Origin of the sequence: Sphingobacterium sp. UBA5789, from assembly GCF_002418355.1 — a bacterium.
Lineage (GTDB): Bacteria > Bacteroidota > Bacteroidia > Sphingobacteriales > Sphingobacteriaceae > Sphingobacterium.
Genome location: NZ_DIDX01000001.1, coordinates 627,418 through 648,229, shown reverse-complemented (window position 1 = coordinate 648,229; position 20,812 = coordinate 627,418). Strand labels below are relative to the sequence as shown.

General features: G+C 39.6%; 16 protein-coding genes. 13 read left to right on the top strand and 3 right to left on the bottom strand.

Features of this window, described 5'->3' with window-relative positions; all coding sequences use genetic code 11:
- Positions 1 to 130 precede the first annotated feature (130 nt).
- From B4B65_RS02825 to dusB, 12 genes are all read left to right on the top strand, one after another.
- Entirely contained in the window at positions 131 to 1,534 is a 1,404-nt protein-coding gene (locus tag B4B65_RS02825) for an anthranilate synthase component I family protein (RefSeq protein ID WP_201681403.1), read from the top strand.
- Positions 1,531 to 1,845, top strand: coding sequence for a chorismate mutase (locus B4B65_RS02820; protein WP_293913222.1), 315 nt, complete (start codon positions 1,531 to 1,533; stop codon positions 1,843 to 1,845). The genes B4B65_RS02825 and B4B65_RS02820 overlap by 4 nt, the downstream gene beginning before the upstream one ends.
- On the top strand, positions 1,817 to 2,389 hold the full coding sequence (locus tag B4B65_RS02815; RefSeq protein WP_201681401.1) for an anthranilate synthase component II: 573 nt from the start codon (positions 1,817 to 1,819) through the stop codon (positions 2,387 to 2,389). Before B4B65_RS02820 ends, B4B65_RS02815 begins: the two co-directional genes overlap by 29 nt.
- Before the next feature lies 1 nt (position 2,390).
- Positions 2,391 to 3,173, top strand: a complete 783-nt coding sequence (gene trpC / locus B4B65_RS02810; protein ID WP_293913219.1) for an indole-3-glycerol phosphate synthase TrpC — start codon at positions 2,391 to 2,393, stop codon at positions 3,171 to 3,173.
- Positions 3,174 to 3,234: 61 nt separating this feature from the next.
- On the top strand, positions 3,235 to 3,765 hold the full coding sequence (locus tag B4B65_RS02805) for an RNA polymerase sigma-70 factor (RefSeq protein ID WP_201681399.1): 531 nt from the start codon (positions 3,235 to 3,237) through the stop codon (positions 3,763 to 3,765).
- A 35-nt stretch (positions 3,766 to 3,800) separates the two neighbouring features.
- A complete protein-coding gene (locus B4B65_RS02800) occupies positions 3,801 to 4,427 on the top strand; it encodes a hypothetical protein (RefSeq protein ID WP_201681398.1) in 627 nt (208 codons plus the stop codon).
- An 8-nt stretch (positions 4,428 to 4,435) separates the two neighbouring features.
- Positions 4,436 to 5,644 (top strand): hypothetical protein, encoded by a 1,209-nt coding sequence (locus B4B65_RS02795; RefSeq protein WP_293913217.1) that lies wholly within the window; start codon positions 4,436 to 4,438, stop codon positions 5,642 to 5,644.
- 266 nt (positions 5,645 to 5,910) lie between these two features.
- Positions 5,911 to 8,304, top strand: a complete 2,394-nt coding sequence (locus tag B4B65_RS02790; RefSeq protein WP_293913215.1) for a TonB-dependent receptor — start codon at positions 5,911 to 5,913, stop codon at positions 8,302 to 8,304.
- 22 nt (positions 8,305 to 8,326) lie between these two features.
- Positions 8,327 to 9,556, top strand: coding sequence for a DUF4374 domain-containing protein (locus B4B65_RS02785; protein ID WP_201681395.1), 1,230 nt, complete (start codon positions 8,327 to 8,329; stop codon positions 9,554 to 9,556).
- Between the two features lie 264 nt (positions 9,557 to 9,820).
- Positions 9,821 to 10,999 (top strand): PepSY-associated TM helix domain-containing protein, encoded by a 1,179-nt coding sequence (locus tag B4B65_RS02780; protein WP_293913212.1) that lies wholly within the window; start codon positions 9,821 to 9,823, stop codon positions 10,997 to 10,999.
- Complete coding sequence (locus tag B4B65_RS02775) at positions 10,999 to 13,503, top strand: outer membrane beta-barrel family protein (RefSeq protein ID WP_293913210.1); 2,505 nt, start codon at positions 10,999 to 11,001, stop codon at positions 13,501 to 13,503. The genes B4B65_RS02780 and B4B65_RS02775 overlap by 1 nt, the downstream gene beginning before the upstream one ends.
- Positions 13,504 to 13,680: 177 nt before the next feature.
- Positions 13,681 to 14,676, top strand: coding sequence for a tRNA dihydrouridine synthase DusB (gene dusB / locus B4B65_RS02770; RefSeq protein ID WP_003008630.1), 996 nt, complete (start codon positions 13,681 to 13,683; stop codon positions 14,674 to 14,676).
- A gap of 209 nt (positions 14,677 to 14,885) precedes the next feature.
- Here dusB and B4B65_RS02765 read toward each other — a convergent pair whose 3' ends face one another.
- From B4B65_RS02765 to B4B65_RS02755, 3 genes are read right to left on the bottom strand one after another with little or no spacing between them, the layout of a single operon-like run.
- Positions 14,886 to 16,349 carry a lipopolysaccharide biosynthesis protein gene (locus B4B65_RS02765; protein WP_293914063.1) on the bottom strand — a complete coding sequence of 488 codons (1,464 nt, stop codon included), beginning with the start codon at positions 16,347 to 16,349 and terminating at the stop codon, positions 14,886 to 14,888.
- Between the two features lie 44 nt (positions 16,350 to 16,393).
- Positions 16,394 to 16,675: an acylphosphatase gene (locus tag B4B65_RS02760; RefSeq protein ID WP_201681392.1), complete on the bottom strand. Its 282-nt coding sequence runs from the start codon at positions 16,673 to 16,675 to the stop codon at positions 16,394 to 16,396.
- A gap of 36 nt (positions 16,676 to 16,711) precedes the next feature.
- Complete coding sequence (locus tag B4B65_RS02755) at positions 16,712 to 17,884, bottom strand: amidohydrolase family protein (RefSeq protein WP_201681391.1); 1,173 nt, start codon at positions 17,882 to 17,884, stop codon at positions 16,712 to 16,714.
- Positions 17,885 to 18,305: 421 nt separating this feature from the next.
- Between B4B65_RS02755 and B4B65_RS02750 the strand changes: the two genes are divergently transcribed.
- Positions 18,306 to 20,741, top strand: a complete 2,436-nt coding sequence (locus tag B4B65_RS02750; RefSeq protein ID WP_293913206.1) for a TonB-dependent receptor — start codon at positions 18,306 to 18,308, stop codon at positions 20,739 to 20,741.
- The last annotated feature ends 71 nt before the right edge of the window (positions 20,742 to 20,812 follow it).

The window sequence follows — 20,812 nt, the reverse complement described above, 5'->3', positions numbered from 1 at the left end:
AATTGCATCGGGTGCTAATGTATTGTCATAATATTTCATAATCAACCAAAACCACTTATGGAAGTTCACCCGACGCAGAAAACGTCGGGTTTTTTGTTTTTACTGGAAATTAGAAAAAATTAGAGCATACATGTTATACAATTTCGAAACGAATTTTAAAAAGATACTGGCAGACACCACTACACCTGTAAGTATCTACCTGCGTCTACGGGATGCCTTCCCTAATAGTCTGTTGCTGGAAAGCTCAGATTACCACAGCAGAGATAATAATATCAGTTATATCTGCTGCCAGCCGCTGGCGGGTATCAGACTGAATAAACAAAACCTTGAAATACAATATCCTAATCAGGAAGTAGAATATAAAAATGCGGATGAAATAGATTTGAGAAGTGAAATTTCCCTTTTCAGAGAAAAATTCAGTCAGATTGAAACTCCTGAAATCAATGTAATTTCGAATGGATTATTTGGTTACTTTACCTTTGACTGTATTGAGCATTTTGAGGACATCAAACTGACAACCGCCATTGACCCCAAGCGCGACATTCCATTTCTACAGTATCACGTATATAAATATGTAATCGCAATCGACCACTTCCGGAATCAGCTTTATATTTTCGAACATCTTCTGAACGGAGAGGAATCCAGTCTGGAAAAAATGGAATACCTGATTAAGAACAAGAATTTTCCGGAATATGATTTTCGTACAAACGGGGAGGAAACATCTAACCGTACAGATGAGGAACACCGGGAGCTGGTTCGCAAGATGATCAAACACATTCAGCGCGGAGATGTGTTTCAGATTGTTCCTTCACGTGCATTTGCAACTCCTTTTCTGGGAGATGAATTTAATGTGTACCGCGCATTACGCTCAATCAATCCTTCTCCATATCTGTTTTATTTTGATTACGGAGATTTCAAAATCTTCGGATCATCTCCCGAAGCACAACTGACCATCCGTAAAAGTGAAGCTGCCATTTATCCGATTGCCGGTACATTCAAACGGACCGGTGATATGGAAAAAGATGAGAAAATTGCGGAAGCATTAAAAAATGATCCCAAAGAAACATCTGAGCATGTGATGCTGGTGGATCTGGCCCGAAATGACCTGAGCAGACACTGTGATCAGGTGACTGTACGGTCTTACAAAGAAGCGCAATATTATTCGCATATCATCCACTTAGTCTCTAAAGTAACTGGAAAACTGAAAGATAATATCAATCCGTTTGATGTGGTGGGAGACACCTATCCGGCCGGAACACTAAGTGGGGCTCCCAAACATATGGCATTGACTCTTATAGACAGATACGAGGGACAACAACGTTCTTTCTACAGCGGAGCAATAGGTTATATGGGATTTAACGGCGACTTCAATCATGCCATTATGATCCGTTCCTTTCTTAGTAAACAAAACCTCTTACATTATCAGGCAGGTGGCGGCATTGTACTCGACTCTGACCCTGAAATGGAATTGCAGGAAGTAAATAACAAAATAGCAGCGTTGAGAAAAGCGCTGGAATTAGCAGAAACATTATGATCAGGCCTTTAGAATATTGTGAAAATCTTGCTCATGTACGTTCATCTATCGATACGATTGATTATCGTATCCTGGAACTGATCGCTCTCCGAAAGGATTATGTAGCAAAAGCAGCTGAATTTAAAAACAGCACCGAAGAAGTTATTGCTGAAGAGCGCGTCAACCAAATGCTGAAGGATCGCCTGGAACTGGCTAAAGGTTTCGGATTGAAAGCACCCTTTGTTGAAGGCCTTTTTAGTGATATTGTCAATTATTTTATAAACGAAGAATTAAACAAATTCGATGAGCAGCAAAGTATTAGTAATCGATAATTACGATTCATTTACCTATAATCTGGTGCATCTTTTACAAGAATGCGGACAAGAATATGAAGTGTGGAGAAACGACAAATTCAATATTGAAGATGTAGCAGCTTTTGATAAGATCTTATTATCACCAGGACCGGGCATACCAGAAGAAGCTGGCTTATTACTGGATGTCATCCGCACATACGCCGGAAGTAAAAGTATATTGGGCATCTGTCTGGGACAACAGGCCATTGCAGAAGTCTTCGGAGGTAAGCTGTTCAATATGACAAAACCCCTGCACGGAGTTGCTACAGATATTATCGTAACAGATCCGGAAGAGTCGTTATTCAGGGATTTTCCTAACGGATCAAAAATCGGCCGTTATCATTCCTGGGCAGTAGACAAAGAATCACTGCCGGAAAGTCTGCATATTACGGCATTAGATGAAAACGGAACTATTATGGCTCTTTCGCATAAGACACTGGATGTAAAAGGCATGCAGTTTCATCCGGAATCTGTCCTGACAGAAAATGGGAAAATATTAATTGAAAACTGGTTAAAGCATTAACATGACTATATTAGATAAAATCGTTGAGCGTAAAAAAACGGAAGTAGCAGAGGCTAAAACCAAAGTTCCGCTGGAAAAGCTTGAAAATTATCCGCTTTTTGGACGTAGCTGCTATGTACTCAGGGACAGCATTCTGCATCCCGAACGAACAGGTATCATAGCCGAATATAAGAGAGCCTCCCCTTCCAAAGGTCTTATTAACGGGATATCATCTGTCACAGAGGTAGTAAGTGGTTATCAGGCTGCAGGAGCTTCTGCAATATCCGTATTGACAGATACCGATTTTTTCAAAGGAACACTTGATGATCTGACTGAAGCACGGAAGGCTTTAACCATCCCTTTATTACGAAAAGAATTTATTGTAGATAAATATCAGATCGCTGAAGCTAAGGCATATGGTGCCGATATTATTCTGTTGATTGCTGCCTGTCTTACCGCAGAGGAAATCCTCGACCTATCCACTTATGCCAAGCAACTGGGGTTGAATGTATTACTGGAAGTCCATAACGAAGAGGAATTGAACCGCAACATCTTTGATACGATAGATGCCATAGGCGTTAACAACCGTAACCTGAAAGATTTTTCGGTCTCACTGGATCATTCATATGATCTTGTCAATAAGATCCCTTCGCAATACATTAAAGTTTCGGAAAGTGGAATATCCGACCCTGAAACTATTAAAAAATTAAAAAAAGCTGGCTTTCAAGCCTTTTTGATTGGTGAGAATTTTATGAAAACTGAAAATCCTTCTCTGGCAATTGCAAATTTTGTCAAAGAATTATAATTATTATTTATAACTAATCTAAATAGAGTATATTTGTAGCCGGGTACGTTTATTTACGTATTTGATCTATCAGATTTTGGAGGAAACAAAGTTCATTATTACGCATCAGAGTTTTGAACAACTTTATCTCGATCATTGGGAAAAGTTGTTCTTTTTTTGCGTGAAAACTATCCAGGACGAAGAGATTGCAAAAGAAATCGTACAGGAAGTATTCAAATCGTTGTGGGAACGTAAGGATAAACTGGAACTTAAGGAAGTAGAGCGTTATCTGATACGGTCTGTAAAACTGAAAGCGTTTGAATATATCCGCAATAGGGTAACACGTCAGCAACACCATGAGGTGATTCTGAATGCATACAAAGAAGAGTATCATGAAAATTCTGTAGAAGTACAAGAGCTTTCAAGTAAGATCAACAACCTGATCGGGTCTCTTCCGAACCAATGTAAGAATGTGTTCAAGATGAGTCGCCACGAGGGTCTGACAAATAAAGAGATAGCATCCCGGCTTTTTATTTCGGAAAGAGCGGTAGAATACCACATTAGCAGGGCACTCTCCACATTAAAAACTCATTTGTCAGATTACATAAAATAATTTTATCTTTATCTATTCATACTATTACTATCCGCATGATCAGCAAACAGCTCTTAGAAAAATATCATCTCGGCTTATGTTCGGAAGAAGAACAAGAGTTGGTAGAACTATGGCTGGAAAATGATGATCTGGAGCTAGAAAGTGACACAAAACCTGTACAGGATATCGAACAGGTAAAAGCTGAAATGTGGTCAAATATCCGGCTGGATATTAAGCAGAAGAAAAACTTACGCATATTTCATTTCGGCACATGGGCTACTGTTGCGGCTATATTGGTTGCCATTATTGGTGTGCGCACATTACTTATTAATAATCAGTCTTCTCTGACAAACCGGTTTACATTTGATAATCTTTCAGGAGATCAGATCAGGAATTATGATGAACATAATTATAATATAACGCTTTCCAAAAAATCTTTTGCGCGTATCGATACGGAAACCGGAGAGCTGGATGTCAAAGGAGATATTATGTTTACACCCAAAAAGGACATTATCCTTAATGTGTGTGACCAAAATCACCAGATCAAACTGAAGTCGGGAGAAACATACATTTTATTGGATCAGAATAAAAGCTGTCAGCATATTGTACTGACAAAGCAGGAGCTGACTTTCCTATCCCCTATTTTACAAAACCAGTTAAAAATACAATTTAATATTTCCTAGTCGAGAATATGTCCGTTATAAAGATCTCTGTATACAATCTTTTAATTATTCTTACCCTGCTTACCGCCAGCTGCAGCCGAACAAAACCGGAAATCAAAACGAACGGAACATACTCCCTTTATCTGATGACGAAAGATGGTGGTCACGCCATCATGACACTTGACAGCTTAGCGTCAAACTCCGTTATCGATTCAGAACAAATGATCACAGTCCCAAGCAATACATTTGATCGGTCCATTATTATCAAAGATGGTTATTATTATCATATGGATGGCGGACAAAACAGTTTTAATAAATATTCCCTGCAAAATGAAGGTCTTCAGCAAATCGCTGCCATCCCTATGCAGGACAAACATATCGAAAACAAGTATTGGATTGCCAGAGATACATTACTGTTGCTGACGCTCGATGACCGGACCTACTCGAGACTGGAGTATTACAAGATAGATACCAAGTCGTTCCGCATCGTATCTTCCGGAATTATTCCAGTGACCTTCCCTACTAAAGAATTTCCCTTTTTATCCATTGGCTTTAACTATATACGGGACAATAAAATGTTTATCGGTTATTCTTTTAACAAGACCATGGCCAAGAATGATTACACAACGATAGATACGATGTATGTCGCTACAGTAGACGTTCCGTCCATGCAGATCAATCATGTCCAGAAAGATACCCGCTCCACATATCCAGGTGGCATTAATACAGTACAGTCCTATAGTTTTGAAGATGAAAATCACAATTTCTACTTTATGAGCTGTCCGGGGATAGCATTAGGCAATAATCTAAAAAAACCTACTGCAATCTTTAGAATCGACGCTAAGATCAATAAGATTGACCCTGACTATATGATCAATATCTCTGAAAAGATAAACAATCATGCTTATGGAATGTGGTATCTGGGCAATCAGGAAGCACTGATTCGCAGTGAACGTAAAGACCGTTATCATAATTTTCAGGATCACCATTCCACTTACCATTTTGAATATTATCGGGTAAATCTTAAAACCGGAGATATGGTCAAACTCGACCTTCCGTTTGATAAAGGTACCCGAAAAGAATCTGTCATAGTACAAAAGAATAAGGCATACATCGGAATTGATGATTCAACAAATACACATAGCATCTGGGTATATGATATTCCTGCAGCGAAAATCAGTAAAGGCACCGGATTATCTCAACGTGTAGACTTTATTCTGCGTATGGATAGTCTGTAGTATACATTACAAACAAAAGTCTACGGAGACTGATCAAGAAAAAATATAAAGTAAAGAATCATTGCCAATTGGCGATGATTTTTGCTTTATGCTATCTTATAATATCCCTGTTTATCTCCTCAAACTCAATTTTTGAATAAAAAATAACACTTTCATATCCTTCACCAGCAAGTACTTACAGTTTAATTTAAAAATAAGTATGTAGCCGGCCTTCGGTAAATCCGGAGAAGAGCTACATATCTTATATATAATTAATCTAAATAAGAATGTCGTATTTAAAAACGGTATGGTATATCATCTTTACTTCCATATCGATTATCAGTGTAGCTCAACAGCGGAATGAAGTAAAAGGACGTATTGTCAATAATACAAATGAAGGAATTCCTGATGCAAGTATTCAAATTCAGAATTCAACTATCGGTACTAAATCCATTGAAAACGGGGAATTCAAAATTTCGGGAATAGCAGATGGCCTGCATACGCTCCTTATCTCGGCTGTAGGTTTCAAAAAGACAAGTGTCAAAATCAATACTGCTTCACTACCTCCCACATTACGTATTTCTTTAGAAAAGGATCTTAACCAACTCTCAGAGGTCAATATTAACGGAAAGACCCAGTCAAAAAAAATCAAAGAGACAGGTTTGAATGTCAATATTATCGAGACCCGGCAATATGCGAATACAAACGCAGACATCAATCAGATCTTAAACAGAAGTACTGGCGTTCGGATTCGTGAACAAGGGGGCTTAGGATCCGATTTCACATTTTCATTAAATGGTCTTTCCGGCAACTATATCAAGTTCTTCATTGATGGTATCCCAATTGAATCCTTTGGATCGGGTATGACCTTGAATAATATGCCGGTCAATATTGCAGAGCGCATAGAAGTATACAAAGGCGTTATTCCGGCACACCTGGGGTCAGATGCCCTTGGTGGAGCAGTAAACATCGTTACCAATCGGGATAAGAAAAAATTTCTGGATGTAAGTTACAGCTATGGTTCGTTCAACACACACCGGGCAGCTGTAAGCGGTGGGTTTAAGGATAAAAACGGAATTATGGTAAATGTAAATTCTTACTACAACTATTCGGACAACGACTATCTTATGAAATCCAATCCTAAAGCCAATTTTTACCTGACCGTACCCAGTTTTCAGGATGAGTCACGCTTTGATACTTTAGCCACTGCAAGAAGATTCCACGACCAGTACCGTTCGGCAATGGGTCAGCTGGAGGTTGGAGTAGCGGATAAAAAATGGGCGGATGTCGCGGTATTAGGAATCACTTATAATGATGTATACAAACAGCAGCAGACCGGAGCTACACAGGAGAAAGTGATCGGACTGGTGGACAATAAGTCTCATAGTATAACCCCAAGTATACGTTATCGCAAGAACAGATTATTCATTGATAACCTTTCTGCGACATTGTTCTCCAATATTAATATCAGTAAGGGAGTCATCACAGATACAAGTTCTTATGCACCCTTCTTCTGGGATGGCAAGGCCCGGGAATATCGTCCTAATGCCGGGGAATTTAATTCAACAAAGTCTATCTCGCATGATAAATCCTATAACACACTCACTCAGGCGAATCTGAATTATGCTGCAGCAAAGCATCATGTCTTTAATCTGAATTACAACCTCAATATCAATCAACGGGAACGATTTAATGAAATTGACCCATATAATCAATACTATAATAAAACCAATAAGATATCAAGACATATACTTGGATTAAATTACCAGCAGAACCTGTTTGGGGATAAATGGGTTAACAGCTATTTTTTAAAGAACTATACTCTTTCGGGAAAAGTGGATGATGTTTCCGGAAAAAGTACACGCGAAAGCAGCAGCTTTACCGGCTATGGAATTGCATCATCTTACACCATATTTGGGGGATTTGGGATAAAAGCATCTTATGAGCATGCGTACAGATTACCAACATTTACTGAGTTATATGGAAATGGATTAGAGGTTGAAGGTAATCCAAATCTGAAACCAGCTAATAGTGACAATTACAACATCAATTTCTTTTACAATACGCTATTCGGAGACCACAGTTTATCTTTCGACGCCTCTGCATTTTACAGAAACGCCAAGGATTACATTATTTCCCAGCAGTATGAGGAGGGCAGTAACGGAAGTAAAAGTCAATCCAAAAACCAGGGTGGGGTAAAAATAAACGGAGCCGATTTTGAAGCAAAATACACTTACCAAAGCTGGTTGAAAGCGATGGTAAATATGAGCTATTATAATGCTCAAAACAGAGAAAAATATATAAAAGGCACAGAGAACAGAGTAGATATCACCTATGGCAGCCGTACACCAAATGAACCCTGGTTATATGGAAATGCAGATGTAAGTGCTTTATTCCGCAATCCGTTTGGAACAAAAGAAAGTGCACTGGTTGTCAATTACTATCTGCAGTTTGTCAACAGTTATTCGCTGAGCTGGTCCAAACTGGGGGGTAAACAAACCAAAGATTATATACCTGAGCAGTGGATAAACAATCTTGCAGTAACCTATTCCATGAAAAACAACAAATATCATATCACACTGGAAGGCAAGAACCTGACGGATCAGATAGCTTATGATGTTTTCAAGCAGCAAAAGCCGGGTCGCTCCTTTTCAGTAAAACTTAGATATAGCATTCAATAATAATTATTTAACATAAAATACAATGATCAGTACAATTAAAAATTCATTGGCAATGTTAGCCGGATTAAGTCTGGCTACCGCATCAATGACAGGATGTAGTAAATCTGACGGAGGTACTACCGAACCACAGGATTCAAAAGCAAATTATGCCATTACTTACAGCACAACTAATGGGTATTACTTGCTTCCTATAAAGGATCTGATGAGTGGCACAATATCACCTGTAGGCAAAGGTACAGATGTAACAAGCATATTTACCTGGTCAGAAAACAAGATCCAAAAAGGTAAATATTTCTTTCACCTGGATCCGGAAGGTTCCAAATTCGGAAAATACAATTTTGAATCCGGAGAACTGGTTACTGAAAAGGTAGTCCCTTTTACAAAGTTTTCTTATCCATACCTGGGATGGCATACCTGGATTGATGATAATACATTGGCCTTCGGAACGCGTAACGGAGATGAATTCGCAATCATGAATGCAACAACTCTTGAAATCTTAAAAAGCGGAAAAATCCAGACAGGAACTCAAATTCCTGCAGATCACAGTATAGGTATCAATTCAGCTATTCCGCAAGGTAATAAGATGCTCGTCACGCTGACCCTGAAAGATCTGAAAACAAATACCACTTTAGACAACTCATACACAGCGACAATGGATCTTAATACCTTTGATAACTTTAAGATCACAGGTACAGAAAATCGCTCTGCTCCTATCGGCGCTATCAGAAACGGGTATTTCCACAAATTCAGTGATGAAGGATATACTTATCTTCTTTCTCTGCCGATGAAAATGTTAGGTGGTGGTAAACCCCACTTACCAACAGCTTTCTTCAGAATCAAAAACGGAGAAACAGAATTTGACAAAAACTATTTCTTCAACACAAGCAAAAGCCTGAATGGAGATCATCAGCTGGGTGTTGCGAATCTTGGAAATGGTAAAGTAATTATTGCAAATGCCAAAGATGCGGCAAACATGGTCAAAACAAAAGATGACTGGTGGTATGCTGCAATGTGGGAGTACTATGTTGTAGATGTAAGATCTCAGCAGATTGTCCGCAGACTGGATTTCCCTCCATTGTTAAACTCGACATCTGCAGTAGTGGATAATGGAGTAGCTTATATTGCGGTGAATGATCCAAAAGCCGATGCGATTTACATCTGGTCATACGATTCTAAAACCGATAAGCTGACTAAAGGAGCAAAAGTAGATGGCGGTACGGATGACACTCCTGTATTATACAATTTAAAATAATCCTCCATAATCAGGTCGGGGATCGGGCCAATTGCTCCGACCTGATTATCAATATCCCGCAGGGCAGCAGTACTAACTAAATGCGGTTACTTGTATTATCAACCTATCCAAACGTATACAAGAGTTTTCAGGGCCATATAACATTCCTTGCTAACACAGGAATCATTGCATTAGGAATTGTCCCCAAATTAAAATATTAACATCAATATCATTAACCTTCAAACCGGGAGAAGGTCATATGCTCCCGGTTTATAAAAGAAATAAGTGAAAAAAAGATTAAGTAAACTCAATGCCTGGTTACACCTTTGGTTAGGAATAGTAACTGGAATACCTGTAGTACTCATCAGTCTGACCGGTTGTATACTGGTTTTTGAACAGGAAATCAGAATGTGGACAACAGATTATATTGCTGTAAAAGAGAAAACTGCTGACGAGCAGCTTCCTCCCTCTGTGCTGTACAAAAGTATAAAAGAAGCATTTCCTGAAAAAGAAGCGGAAAGCTTCTGGTACAATGGGCTCAATAAGTCTGTCAAAGTCAGTCTGCATGATAGCGACAGTATCTTATACGTCAATCCTTACAACGCAGAAGTACTGGCAACAGCACATCATGAAGATTTCTTCCATTTTATAGACGAAGGCCATCGCCATCTGTGGTTTCCTGGTAAAATCGGAAAGAAAGTGGTCGGGTATAGTACACTTATATTCTTTTCTCTGCTTATTACAGGCATTATACTCTGGTGGCCTAAAAAATGGAATAAAAGATCTGCAAAACAAAGCTTTTTCATCAACTGGAAAGCCCGCTTCAAAAGAATAAACTACGACCTGCATAACGTACTCGGCTTTTACTCTTTACTTCTCGCTCTGTTAATGTCTCTGACAGGATTGGTGATGAGCTTTCCTTGGATGAGACAATCTATCGTATGGCTAAGCGGAGGTTATCCTCCAAGACCCAAAACGGAAGTTAAAAAAGCAGATGAGGAACAGAAAATAGCTTTCACACTGGAAGAGGATCTTCAAAAAGCAGACAAAATATGGTTTACTGTACGCAAGGAGATCGCTTTACACAATAAAGAAGCTGTAATTATACACATTCCTGAAGGGGATGATAAAACAATATACTCCTGCACCGATATGCATGCAGGCAGCTGGAGAGATCTCTCTTTTGACCGGGAGACATTAGCACTGACTCCACGGACGCAGAAAAAGATGGAAGATTCCAACAGAACAGAATGGCTGATGCGCAACAATTATGCTCTTCACACCGGATTCATCGGTGGCATGACCACCAAGATTCTGTATTTTCTGGCCAGTCTGATCTGCGCCAGTCTGCCGATAACCGGATTTTACATCTGGTGGGGCAAAAAAAGAAAAAAAACAAACACCCGCAAAGATCGTCCGGGAAATTCGGACAAAAGAACTAAAACAGTATTACAAGTGACCTGATGTACTCTATATTCCGAAACATCTGGTTTGCACCACAACGAATCGCACGTATCCATATCATGAGATCTATATATTTACTATTTCTATTTATAGCCGCAGCTTTACTAAAGGCTTCACCAACCTTTGCCCAATCCGGATCCAGCATCCGGGGGAAAGTGGTCGATCATACAGAAAAGACTCTTCCTTATATGACAGTCAGTCTGCATAATGCAGAGAATGTTACCGAAACTGTAGTTACAGTAACAGATAGTACCGGCACATTTATGTTTAAAAATATTGTATCAGGAAAATATTATATCTCCATCAAGAGTCTGGCTCATCAGGATCATATAGGAAACCGCTTTAACATTACCCCTCCCGGCACCAATCATGACATGGGTATTATCCAGCTGGTTGGCAAATCCAATGTTATGGAAGAAGTAATTATTGAAAAGAAAAAGCCTCTTATTGAACAACAGATAGACAAAATGATTGTCAATGTCGAAAATTCAGCTCTCTCTGACGGAAGTTCAAGTCTCGAATTATTGAATAAAATACCGGGACTGTCTGTATCCTCTGACGGAAAAGTCAGCCTCAAAGGTAAATCCGACGCATCTGTTATGATCAATGGTAAACTTACCTATCTGTCTGCAGATCAACTGGCCAATCTTCTTCGCAGTACTTCTTCACTGGATGTGATCAAGATTGAAGTGATGACAAATCCTTCTTCTAAATATGAAGCAGCGGGCGAAAGCGGTATCATAAATATTGTTCTTAAAAAAGGGTTAAAACAAGGATTTAACGGCACAGTTAATCTCAACGGAGGGGCAGGAAGAGGTACACAGCTCGGCGGAAGTATCAACCTGAATTACCGAACCTCCAAGACAAACTTTTTTGCCATCTACAATCAGTACTACCAAAATCTGGAAAACAGAATGGAACTGACACGTTATCTGCTGGACCCAACTTCCGGGGAACCGGAATTTATTTCGAAGCAGACTAATCTGGAAAAACCAAAGTTGAGATCCAACAATTTCCGTGTCGGAGCTGACTTTATATTATCTCCTAAAAACAGCATTGGTTTTCTGATCAACGGTGGATTTGGCAAATTTCCAAAGTACGAACCTACACAAAATGATTTCAGCAATGCCGCAACACAAAAGCTCTTGTGGCGGGCGAATACCCTGACAGAAGGGCGGGAACGTTGGGAAGATATGTTGTACAATATCAATTATGTACACAAGTTTGATGAAAATGGTCATCAGTTGACAATAGATCTGGATCATGTATATCATTATTCAAAGATGGATCAATCCCTCTTAACCACTTATACCAACGAAGCACAGGAACAGATACGTCCCCTATCTGGTCGGATCGGAGATATTCCTTCCAGGAATAAGGTATATGTCGGAAAATTAGATTATACTTTACCTTTTGAAAATGGGTTGAAGTTTGAAGCCGGATATAAAGGGAGTCTCGTAAAAACAGAAAATGATCTGCGCTATGACACGCTTCAGCAGGATCAATATGTACCGGATCTGAAAACCAGCAATCATTTTATTTATCATGAAAGCATTCAGGCAGCATATGTCAATGTAAATAAAGAATGGGGAAAATTTAACACACAAATAGGTCTGCGTGGAGAATACACCGATACAAAGGGCGAACAGTTAACAACAAATGAGACATTCACTAAAAATTATTTTAACCTGTTTCCATCTGTTTTTTTAACCTATTCCATTAATGACCAGCATAAAATGCAGGCCAATTACAGCAGACGTGTAAAAAGACCTTCTTTTTGGGATATGAATCCATTCAGAGTATACACAGATCCATTTTCATATTATGAAGGTAATTCTAAACTAAATCCTTCTTTTGCCAATTCATTTGAGTTGGGGTATACGCTTTTAGGAAAATATATCCTGACTGCAAATTACAGCCATTCTGAAGATGTAGTGAACGAAATCGTAGGTCGTGATCCATCCGAACCTAACACGGTCTTTGAGCGCCCGGCAAACCTCGGAACATTTACGAATATGGGAGTATCACTGACTGTGCCCCTACAACTTACCAAATGGTGGACTGCGACTTATTTTGGTAACTTCTACCGCAATAAATATGAACTTCCTATGGGCGAATCTTTAAGTATAAGAGCCGGCAATACATTAGCATTTAACGGACAAAATACCTTTTCGTTGCCGAACAACTGGAGGTTTGAGCTCGGCGGAAATTATATTTCGGGTATGACAGTCGGTGTGCACGAATTAAAAAGCTACGGTGTGGTATACACAGGTATACAGAAAAACTTTCTACAGAATAAAGCGATGTTGAAGCTGGTGATTAATGATATCTTCATGACCAATCAACGTCGTTACGAAACGAATTATACGGACATCCGTACCTTCGGAAAGATCAACCGGGACAGCCGTTCTGCCTTGCTGACCTTTACTTACCGCTTTGGAGGAGATTTTTCTTCCGGAAAAGACAGAAGTACAGGAAGTGAGGATATCAAAAACAGACTGTAAGCAAACAAAATAATCACATGGCTCCGACCATAAAGATGGTTTTGCAAATCATCTTTATGGTCGGAGCTTTTTTTACGCTACTATACTAAAATCCTGTTACTGGTCGTATCACTAAGGGTATCATCACTTTTACGTTAGAAATTTAAAATTGCGTATCTTTGGAAAAATTTTCAAAAGATGTCTGTCAAGATTGGTGATCATATTGATTTAGGTAACTTTCCGTTATTATTAGCTCCTATGGAAGATGTGAGTGATCCTCCCTTCCGTTATGTATGCAAGCAAAATGGAGTAGATATGATGTATACGGAATTCATCTCTTCTGAAGGATTGATCCGCGATGCGGCAAAGTCCAGACAGAAGCTGGATATTTTTGAATATGAGCGACCTATCGGCATCCAGATCTTTGGATCAGAAATCGAACATATGCGTCAATCTTCCGAAATATGTTCTCTGGCAAATCCGGATCTGATTGATATTAACTACGGTTGTCCCGTAAAAAATGTAGTGTGTAAGGGTGCCGGTTCCAGTCTGCTTCAGGATATAGACAAAATGGTAGCCATGACCAAAGCTGTAGTAGAGGCTACTCACCTACCTGTGACTGTCAAGACCCGCTTAGGCTGGGACGATAATACTAAAAATGTTTATGAAGTCGCAGAACGTCTTCAGGATGTAGGCATCAAAGCTCTTTCTATTCACGGACGCACACGGGCACAGATGTACAAAGGACAGGCGGACTGGTCTATGATCAGAGACGTAAAACGCAATCCACGCATCAAAATTCCGATTTTCGGAAACGGAGATATAGATTCTGTAGAAAAAGCTGCTGCCTGGAGACAAGAGTTTGAAGTAGACGGTATCATGATAGGACGGGCTTCTATCGGATATCCTTGGATATTCAGAGAAATCAAGCATTTCTTTGAAACCGGACAACGGTTAGAAGGACCTACAATTGCGGAACGTGTGGAGGTATGTCGCACACACCTTACCAAATCTATTGAATGGAAAGGCGAAAAAACAGGTATTTTTGAAATGCGCAGACACTACGCCAATTATTTTAAAGGTATTCCTAATTTTAAAGAATACAGAATGAAACTAGTGGGGCTTCAGTCGCATCATGAAATTCATGAGGTGCTGGATGAGATCCAACATCAGTTTGCAGAAGAAATTATTTAATCCGTATCCAGGAAACAGACGAACCTCTCCCTAGCCATCTCCTTAAAAATGAGAGGGAATAGCAATTACCAGTTTAAAAAGCAAGTATTAGAATCATCACGAATAGACTTATATTGATTGCAGCGACTTTACTTTGATAAAAAGAACTTCTCACTAGCCCTTCCGACGAGTCGGAACAGGTTTTCCTTAAAAAGGAGAGGGAAATATTCTCATCGTTTCAGAACAGCTCTTATTTTCTTATGCTCTGCAATAAAAATACCTGTCAGAAACAATATAAACAGTCCGTTACCAATAATCAGATTGCGGTCAAATACAAAATTGGACAGGTACGTAATTCCGGCACCTATTAACATATAGGTCAGCATTTTCCCTACTTTATAAGGTATAGGATAATTTTTCTGCCCCCATATATAAGACAGAATCACCATAGATAAATAGGCCAGAAAAGTAACAAAAGCGGCTCCTACATAGCTGTACTTTGGAATCAGAAAATAATTGGCAACGACCGTTATCAATGCCCCTATTCCTGAAATATAAAGTGCATATCGCGTCTGATCTGAGAGCTTATACCACACTGAAAGATTCATATATATACCCAGAAGTACATAGTTAAACAGCAACAGCGGAACAATAAACAGCCCCGACCAGAAAATTTCACGATGGGAAGCGTCACCCTTGATAAAGAATTTCAGCCATTCTATATTAGCCGATATACCCACCATCACGATCATCATCGCAATAACCAGATATTCCATTATAAATGCATAGGTAGACCGAGCATTAGCATTCTTTGAATAAGAGAAGAAAAACGGTTCTGCTCCCAGCCGGAATGCCTGCACAAATATACTGAGAAACATCGCCAGCTTGGATACCGCTCCATATATACCATTATCCCGATCGCCTATTTCTTTTGGCAAATACATAGGCATCACGATCTTATCCAGATTCTCATTGATAATAAAAGAAATATTGGCAATCAGAATCGGAAAGCTATATGAAAGCATGCTTTTGATCAGTTTCCTGTCCGGCTGAAAGCTGAATTGGCGCATTTCCGGCAACAGCAGAATAAGAGTAAGCACACTTGCTACCAGATTGGAGATAAAGACATATCCAATCCAGCCATCCCTAAACCATTCCGCAAACCAGTCTCCGAATGCTCCCCCGTTCGATATAAGTACAGGAACTACCAGAATGAAAAACAAGTTAAGCCCTATCATGGTCAGGATATTGACCAGTTTGATTATGGCGAACCTGATTGGCCGTCCCTGTGACCTGAGTTTGGCAAAGGGCACAACTGCAAGTGCGTCTGCGGCTAAGATAATGGCAAAATATTGAATGTACTGCTGGTAATTACGATTAAATTCTCCTTTATTAAGCAACGCGGAGATTTGCCCCGAGAATACGTTTGCAGTGATGAGAAACAACAGGGCGAAAAAAGCTATAACAATAAAGCTGTTGTTAAATACCTTTTGTTTATCCTTGTCTTCTACCTTCTGAAGATACCGAAAATAGGTTGTCTCCATTCCAAATGCCAACACGGCATTGATCATAGAGGCCCAAGCATACATGTTGGTAAATATTCCATACGCTGCCGGAGGATATTTACTGACATAAAGAGGGGTCATGATGAAATAGAGTAACCTCGAGAAGATGGTACTCAATCCATAAATCATCGTTTGACCGGCAAATTTTTTGAGAACTGACAACGATCTAAGTTTTAATGACTGACTTTCTTTATTACTTCAAAATTTTTGAAGCCTTTCCACTCGCCATCTGTTGCTGAGATTTCCGCAACTTCTGCTCTTTCGGGTCCTTCTTCACAAAACTCAAGCAGAGACTCTAAAGCAAAGTCATCCCCCTCGGCTTCTATATATACAGATCCGTCAGGCAAATTGCTGACAAAGCCTTTTACCCCTAATTGATCAGCGACTGCCTTTGTCGTAAGTCTAAAATAAACCCCCTGTACTTTCCCCCTAACAGAAATATTCCAATGTTTCATATCAGAAACAAAAGTACAGAAGATTTTGAGGAATTGCTACGCTATTCGTTGAACAGTTACATTAGAAGTCAATCTCAGGTTTTCCATGCCTTCCAACAGGATCAATCCCGGTTTTTTACCTACTTCCAGCGAACCTAGCTTATCGTCAAAATTCAGAAATTCAGCTCCGTTAATAGTTGCCCAATTAATTGTTTTAGTAAATTCCAATGCAGGAAAAGCCTCATGCAATACTTTTAATTCTTCCAGAATATCAAGGGTATCGTTAGATGCAAAGCTATCTGTACCCAACACAATCTTCTGGTCATCATTAACAAAATTCATCACTTTAGGCAATGTTCCTTCAATATAAAGATTTGCTTTAGGACAGAAACACCATACAACTTCACGATCCATACGACGTACAAAGTCCAGATCTTTCAATGAAGTATACGTATTGTGCACCAGCATCAGTTTGTTACGAACCGGAAGATTCGGAAGATACGACTGGATAGAATTGCGAGCCTGTGCTTTGAAGTCCGCAATATTGTATCCTATCTGCTCGTAAAACTTCAGAAACTCACCCTGTTTATAACGGAAGAGTTTGTTTTCCGCTTCGCTCTCCTGATTGTGAATACTGATAAGGCTGTCACTTGGGGTAAGTTTTTTGAAAGCTTTTAACAGTAATTTGGAGCAAGAGTAAGGTGCATGTGGCGTAATGGAAGAGTGTGTGTCATTAAAGTGGTATCTCGTTTCCTGTGCCTCTTCAAGCCGGGATTCGACCTGATCTTTATTCAGTCCCATAGCTTCTACGAAGGTGTGATACTTGATACTGCTTCTTTCCTTTACAGCAGCGGAAAAAGAAGTGTTGACATGATCTCCTACAGCCTGGATACCATTGTCATACATCAGCTTGTCAGCTTTCTCGATGTGCTTAATAACTGTCTTTTCATTTTCTTTTCTTGATGTCATCACCGCACTGATAAACTGGGGAAGGCCAGTGCGTTGCGCAATCGCGCCTTTAAGATAGGACAATTCAATGTGGCAGTGGGCATTAATAAATCCCGGTATCAAGACTCCATTTAACAATTCGATCTTTTTACCAACCAATTCTACAGCATCATTGGCATACACCCCTTGAATCACCCCGGAGTCGTCAATAGCAACGACACCCCGCTTAATAGGCAGATTAGTAATCGGCAATACGTAATCGCCAGAATAATATTTAACCATTTTTCTTTGTTTATAAAATGTCCTAAGAGTAGGAGGTTTTACTTAATGTGATACACAAAAGTACTCATTTTATTCTAAAATCCCTGATAATAAACAATTTTTTAAATTGTACTACAAAAGAAAAACTAAAACCTACTAATAAAACTTTTAAATAAAAAGAAAGAACCGTGCCAAGCTTTTTTTTTCACATTATTTTAACATATACCTCATTATTCATCATTAATTTTGCTACCTTCGAACCATCAAATAGGGGTGCCTTGTTCTATGAACACGAATTAAGGCTGAGATTATACCCAACAAGAATATTCTTGTGCACCTGATCCAGATAATGCTGGCGGAGGGAAGAGGTTAGTTAAATTATAACGCTGTTGTAGCCCCTTGCAATAGTTTGTTTAACTCAAAAAAATTCATCTTTATTATCATGATTAAATCATTAATCATCGTTCTGTGGTTCTGCGCGCTTACAACGATCACTGTTGCACAGCAAACATTAACTGTAAAAATTCAGGACAAGTTAAAATCCACGGCACTTCAGGATGCTACTGTCACCCTGACCGGGCGTACCACACAGACACTGACAAGCAATAGTGCAGGTATCGTACAATTTACAAATCTGCAGGCGGACAACTACGTCCTTAAAGTGAGCTATATTGGCTACAACACTGTACAACAAACGGTTCGTCCGGGACAACAGGGACAGATTACAATTGAAATAGAACCCCGTTCCATTCATACAGAAGAGGTGCTCGTACAGGCTACCCGTGCACGAAACAACTCCGCTACTACGTATAAAAACCTGAGTAAAGAGGATATTGCAAAGAATAATCTTGGACAGGACATCCCCTACCTGCTGGATCAGACACCTTCGGTAGTCGTCGGGTCGGATGCCGGTGCAGGTATAGGATATACGAATATGACGATCAGAGGATCCGACAACCAACGCATAAATGTAACATTGAACGGTATTCCGCTGAATGATGCTGAAAGTATGGGTTCCTTTTTTGTAAATCTACCTGATTTTGCTTCTTCAGTAGAGAATATACAGATACAACGAGGAATCGGTACATCTACTAACGGAGCCGGATCTTTTGGTGCTTCTCTGAATATTCAATCGAATACTCTGGAAGAAAATCCATATGTAGAGCTTAATAATTCATTCGGATCCTACAACTCGTGGAAAAACACACTGAAGATCGGATCGGGACTAATCAACAATAAGTTTGCATTTAATGCCCGACTATCACGGATTCTGAGTGATGGGTATATTGAACGTGCTTCTTCAGATTTAAAATCTTTTTATATCGACGGAGGATACTACAGCAAAAAGCATATTGTCAAAGCAATCGTCTTTTCCGGCAAGGAAAAGACCTATCAGGCCTGGTATGGCACACCAGAACCTTTAATCAAGGGAGATCGTGCAGCTTTGGGTGATTATGCCATGGCTATGGAATTGTCCAAACCGGAGGATATCAATCGTCTCCTGCAGGCGGACCGTCGCTACAATATCTACACATACGATAATCAGACTGACAATTATACTCAAACGCACCATCAGTTACATTATACCTATTTCATAAATGATCAGCTGACATTGAACACGGCTCTTCACTACACACGTGGTGCCGGATACTATGAGGAATTTAAAGAAAATGATAAATTCGCCAAGTATGGCCTGCCAGATATCACTATTGATAGTATCACCCATAAGAAAACAGATCTTATCCGTCGCCGCTGGCTGGATAATTACTTCTATGGAGCAACTTACTCGCTTAACTACAATCCGAGCAACGATCTTAAATTTACACTGGGTGGTGCATACAATCAGTATAAAGGAGACCACTACGGACAGGTTATGTGGGCCAAGTACGATACCGTAAGTACTCCGGGGTATAAATACTATGCCGGAGACGCACAAAAGAATGACCTCAGTCTGTTTCTGAAAACAGATTACCAGATCGGCAACTGGCTCTTAATGGCTGACGTACAATATCGTAATATAGATTACAAAATCCGTGGAAATGATGACAAGATCAAAAACATGGATTTTCACTCCAGATTTAACTTTGTAAATCCAAAGGTCGGCTTCACGTACCTGATTAATGCTACATCCAATGTATATGCTTCCTATGCTTATGGCAGTAAAGAACCGGTTCGTAAGGATTTCGTAGAGAACACCAGCGGTGTAGATCCTAAACCGGAGAAAATGCAGGATGTGGAGTTTGGATACCGTCTCCGCAATGAATATCTGAATGTCGGCATTAATGGTTACGGCATGTTTTACAAAGATCAGCTTATCCCTACAGGCGCAATTAACGATGTCGGATCTGCTATACGCCAGAATGTACCGGACAGTTACCGGATAGGGCTTGAATTTGACGGAGCGTGGCGTATTTCAGATCAGTTTACATGGAAAGCAACTGCCGGTCTGAGTCAGAATAAGATTAAAAATTTCGTGGAATATCTGGGTGAAGAGACCATACAGTATACCAAAACTAATATTGCGCTGTCTCCTTCCGCTATTCTTTCAAATGAACTGGCCTATAGCCCGATATCACCGTTGACTTTTGCTCTGGCTTCCAAGTATGTATCCAGACAGTATCTGGACAACTCCTCAGCAAAAGAAAGAAGCATTGATGCTTTCTTTGTCAATAATCTGCGCACGTATTATACCTTCAGCATGTGGGGAATACAGAAAATTGATCTTAGCCTGAGCATTAATAATATTTTCAATGAGAAATATGAAACCAGCGGATATACCTGGGGCTATCTGGATGATAATAAAAATCGTCTTTATTATAATTTCTACACACCGCAGGCTACGACTAATTTTATGTTGGGACTAAATGTCAGATTTTAGAAACTACGGATGTTAACTCCTTATGATCAGGAGTAATAAAGGGGATATTTTCGACTTGAAAATATCCCCTT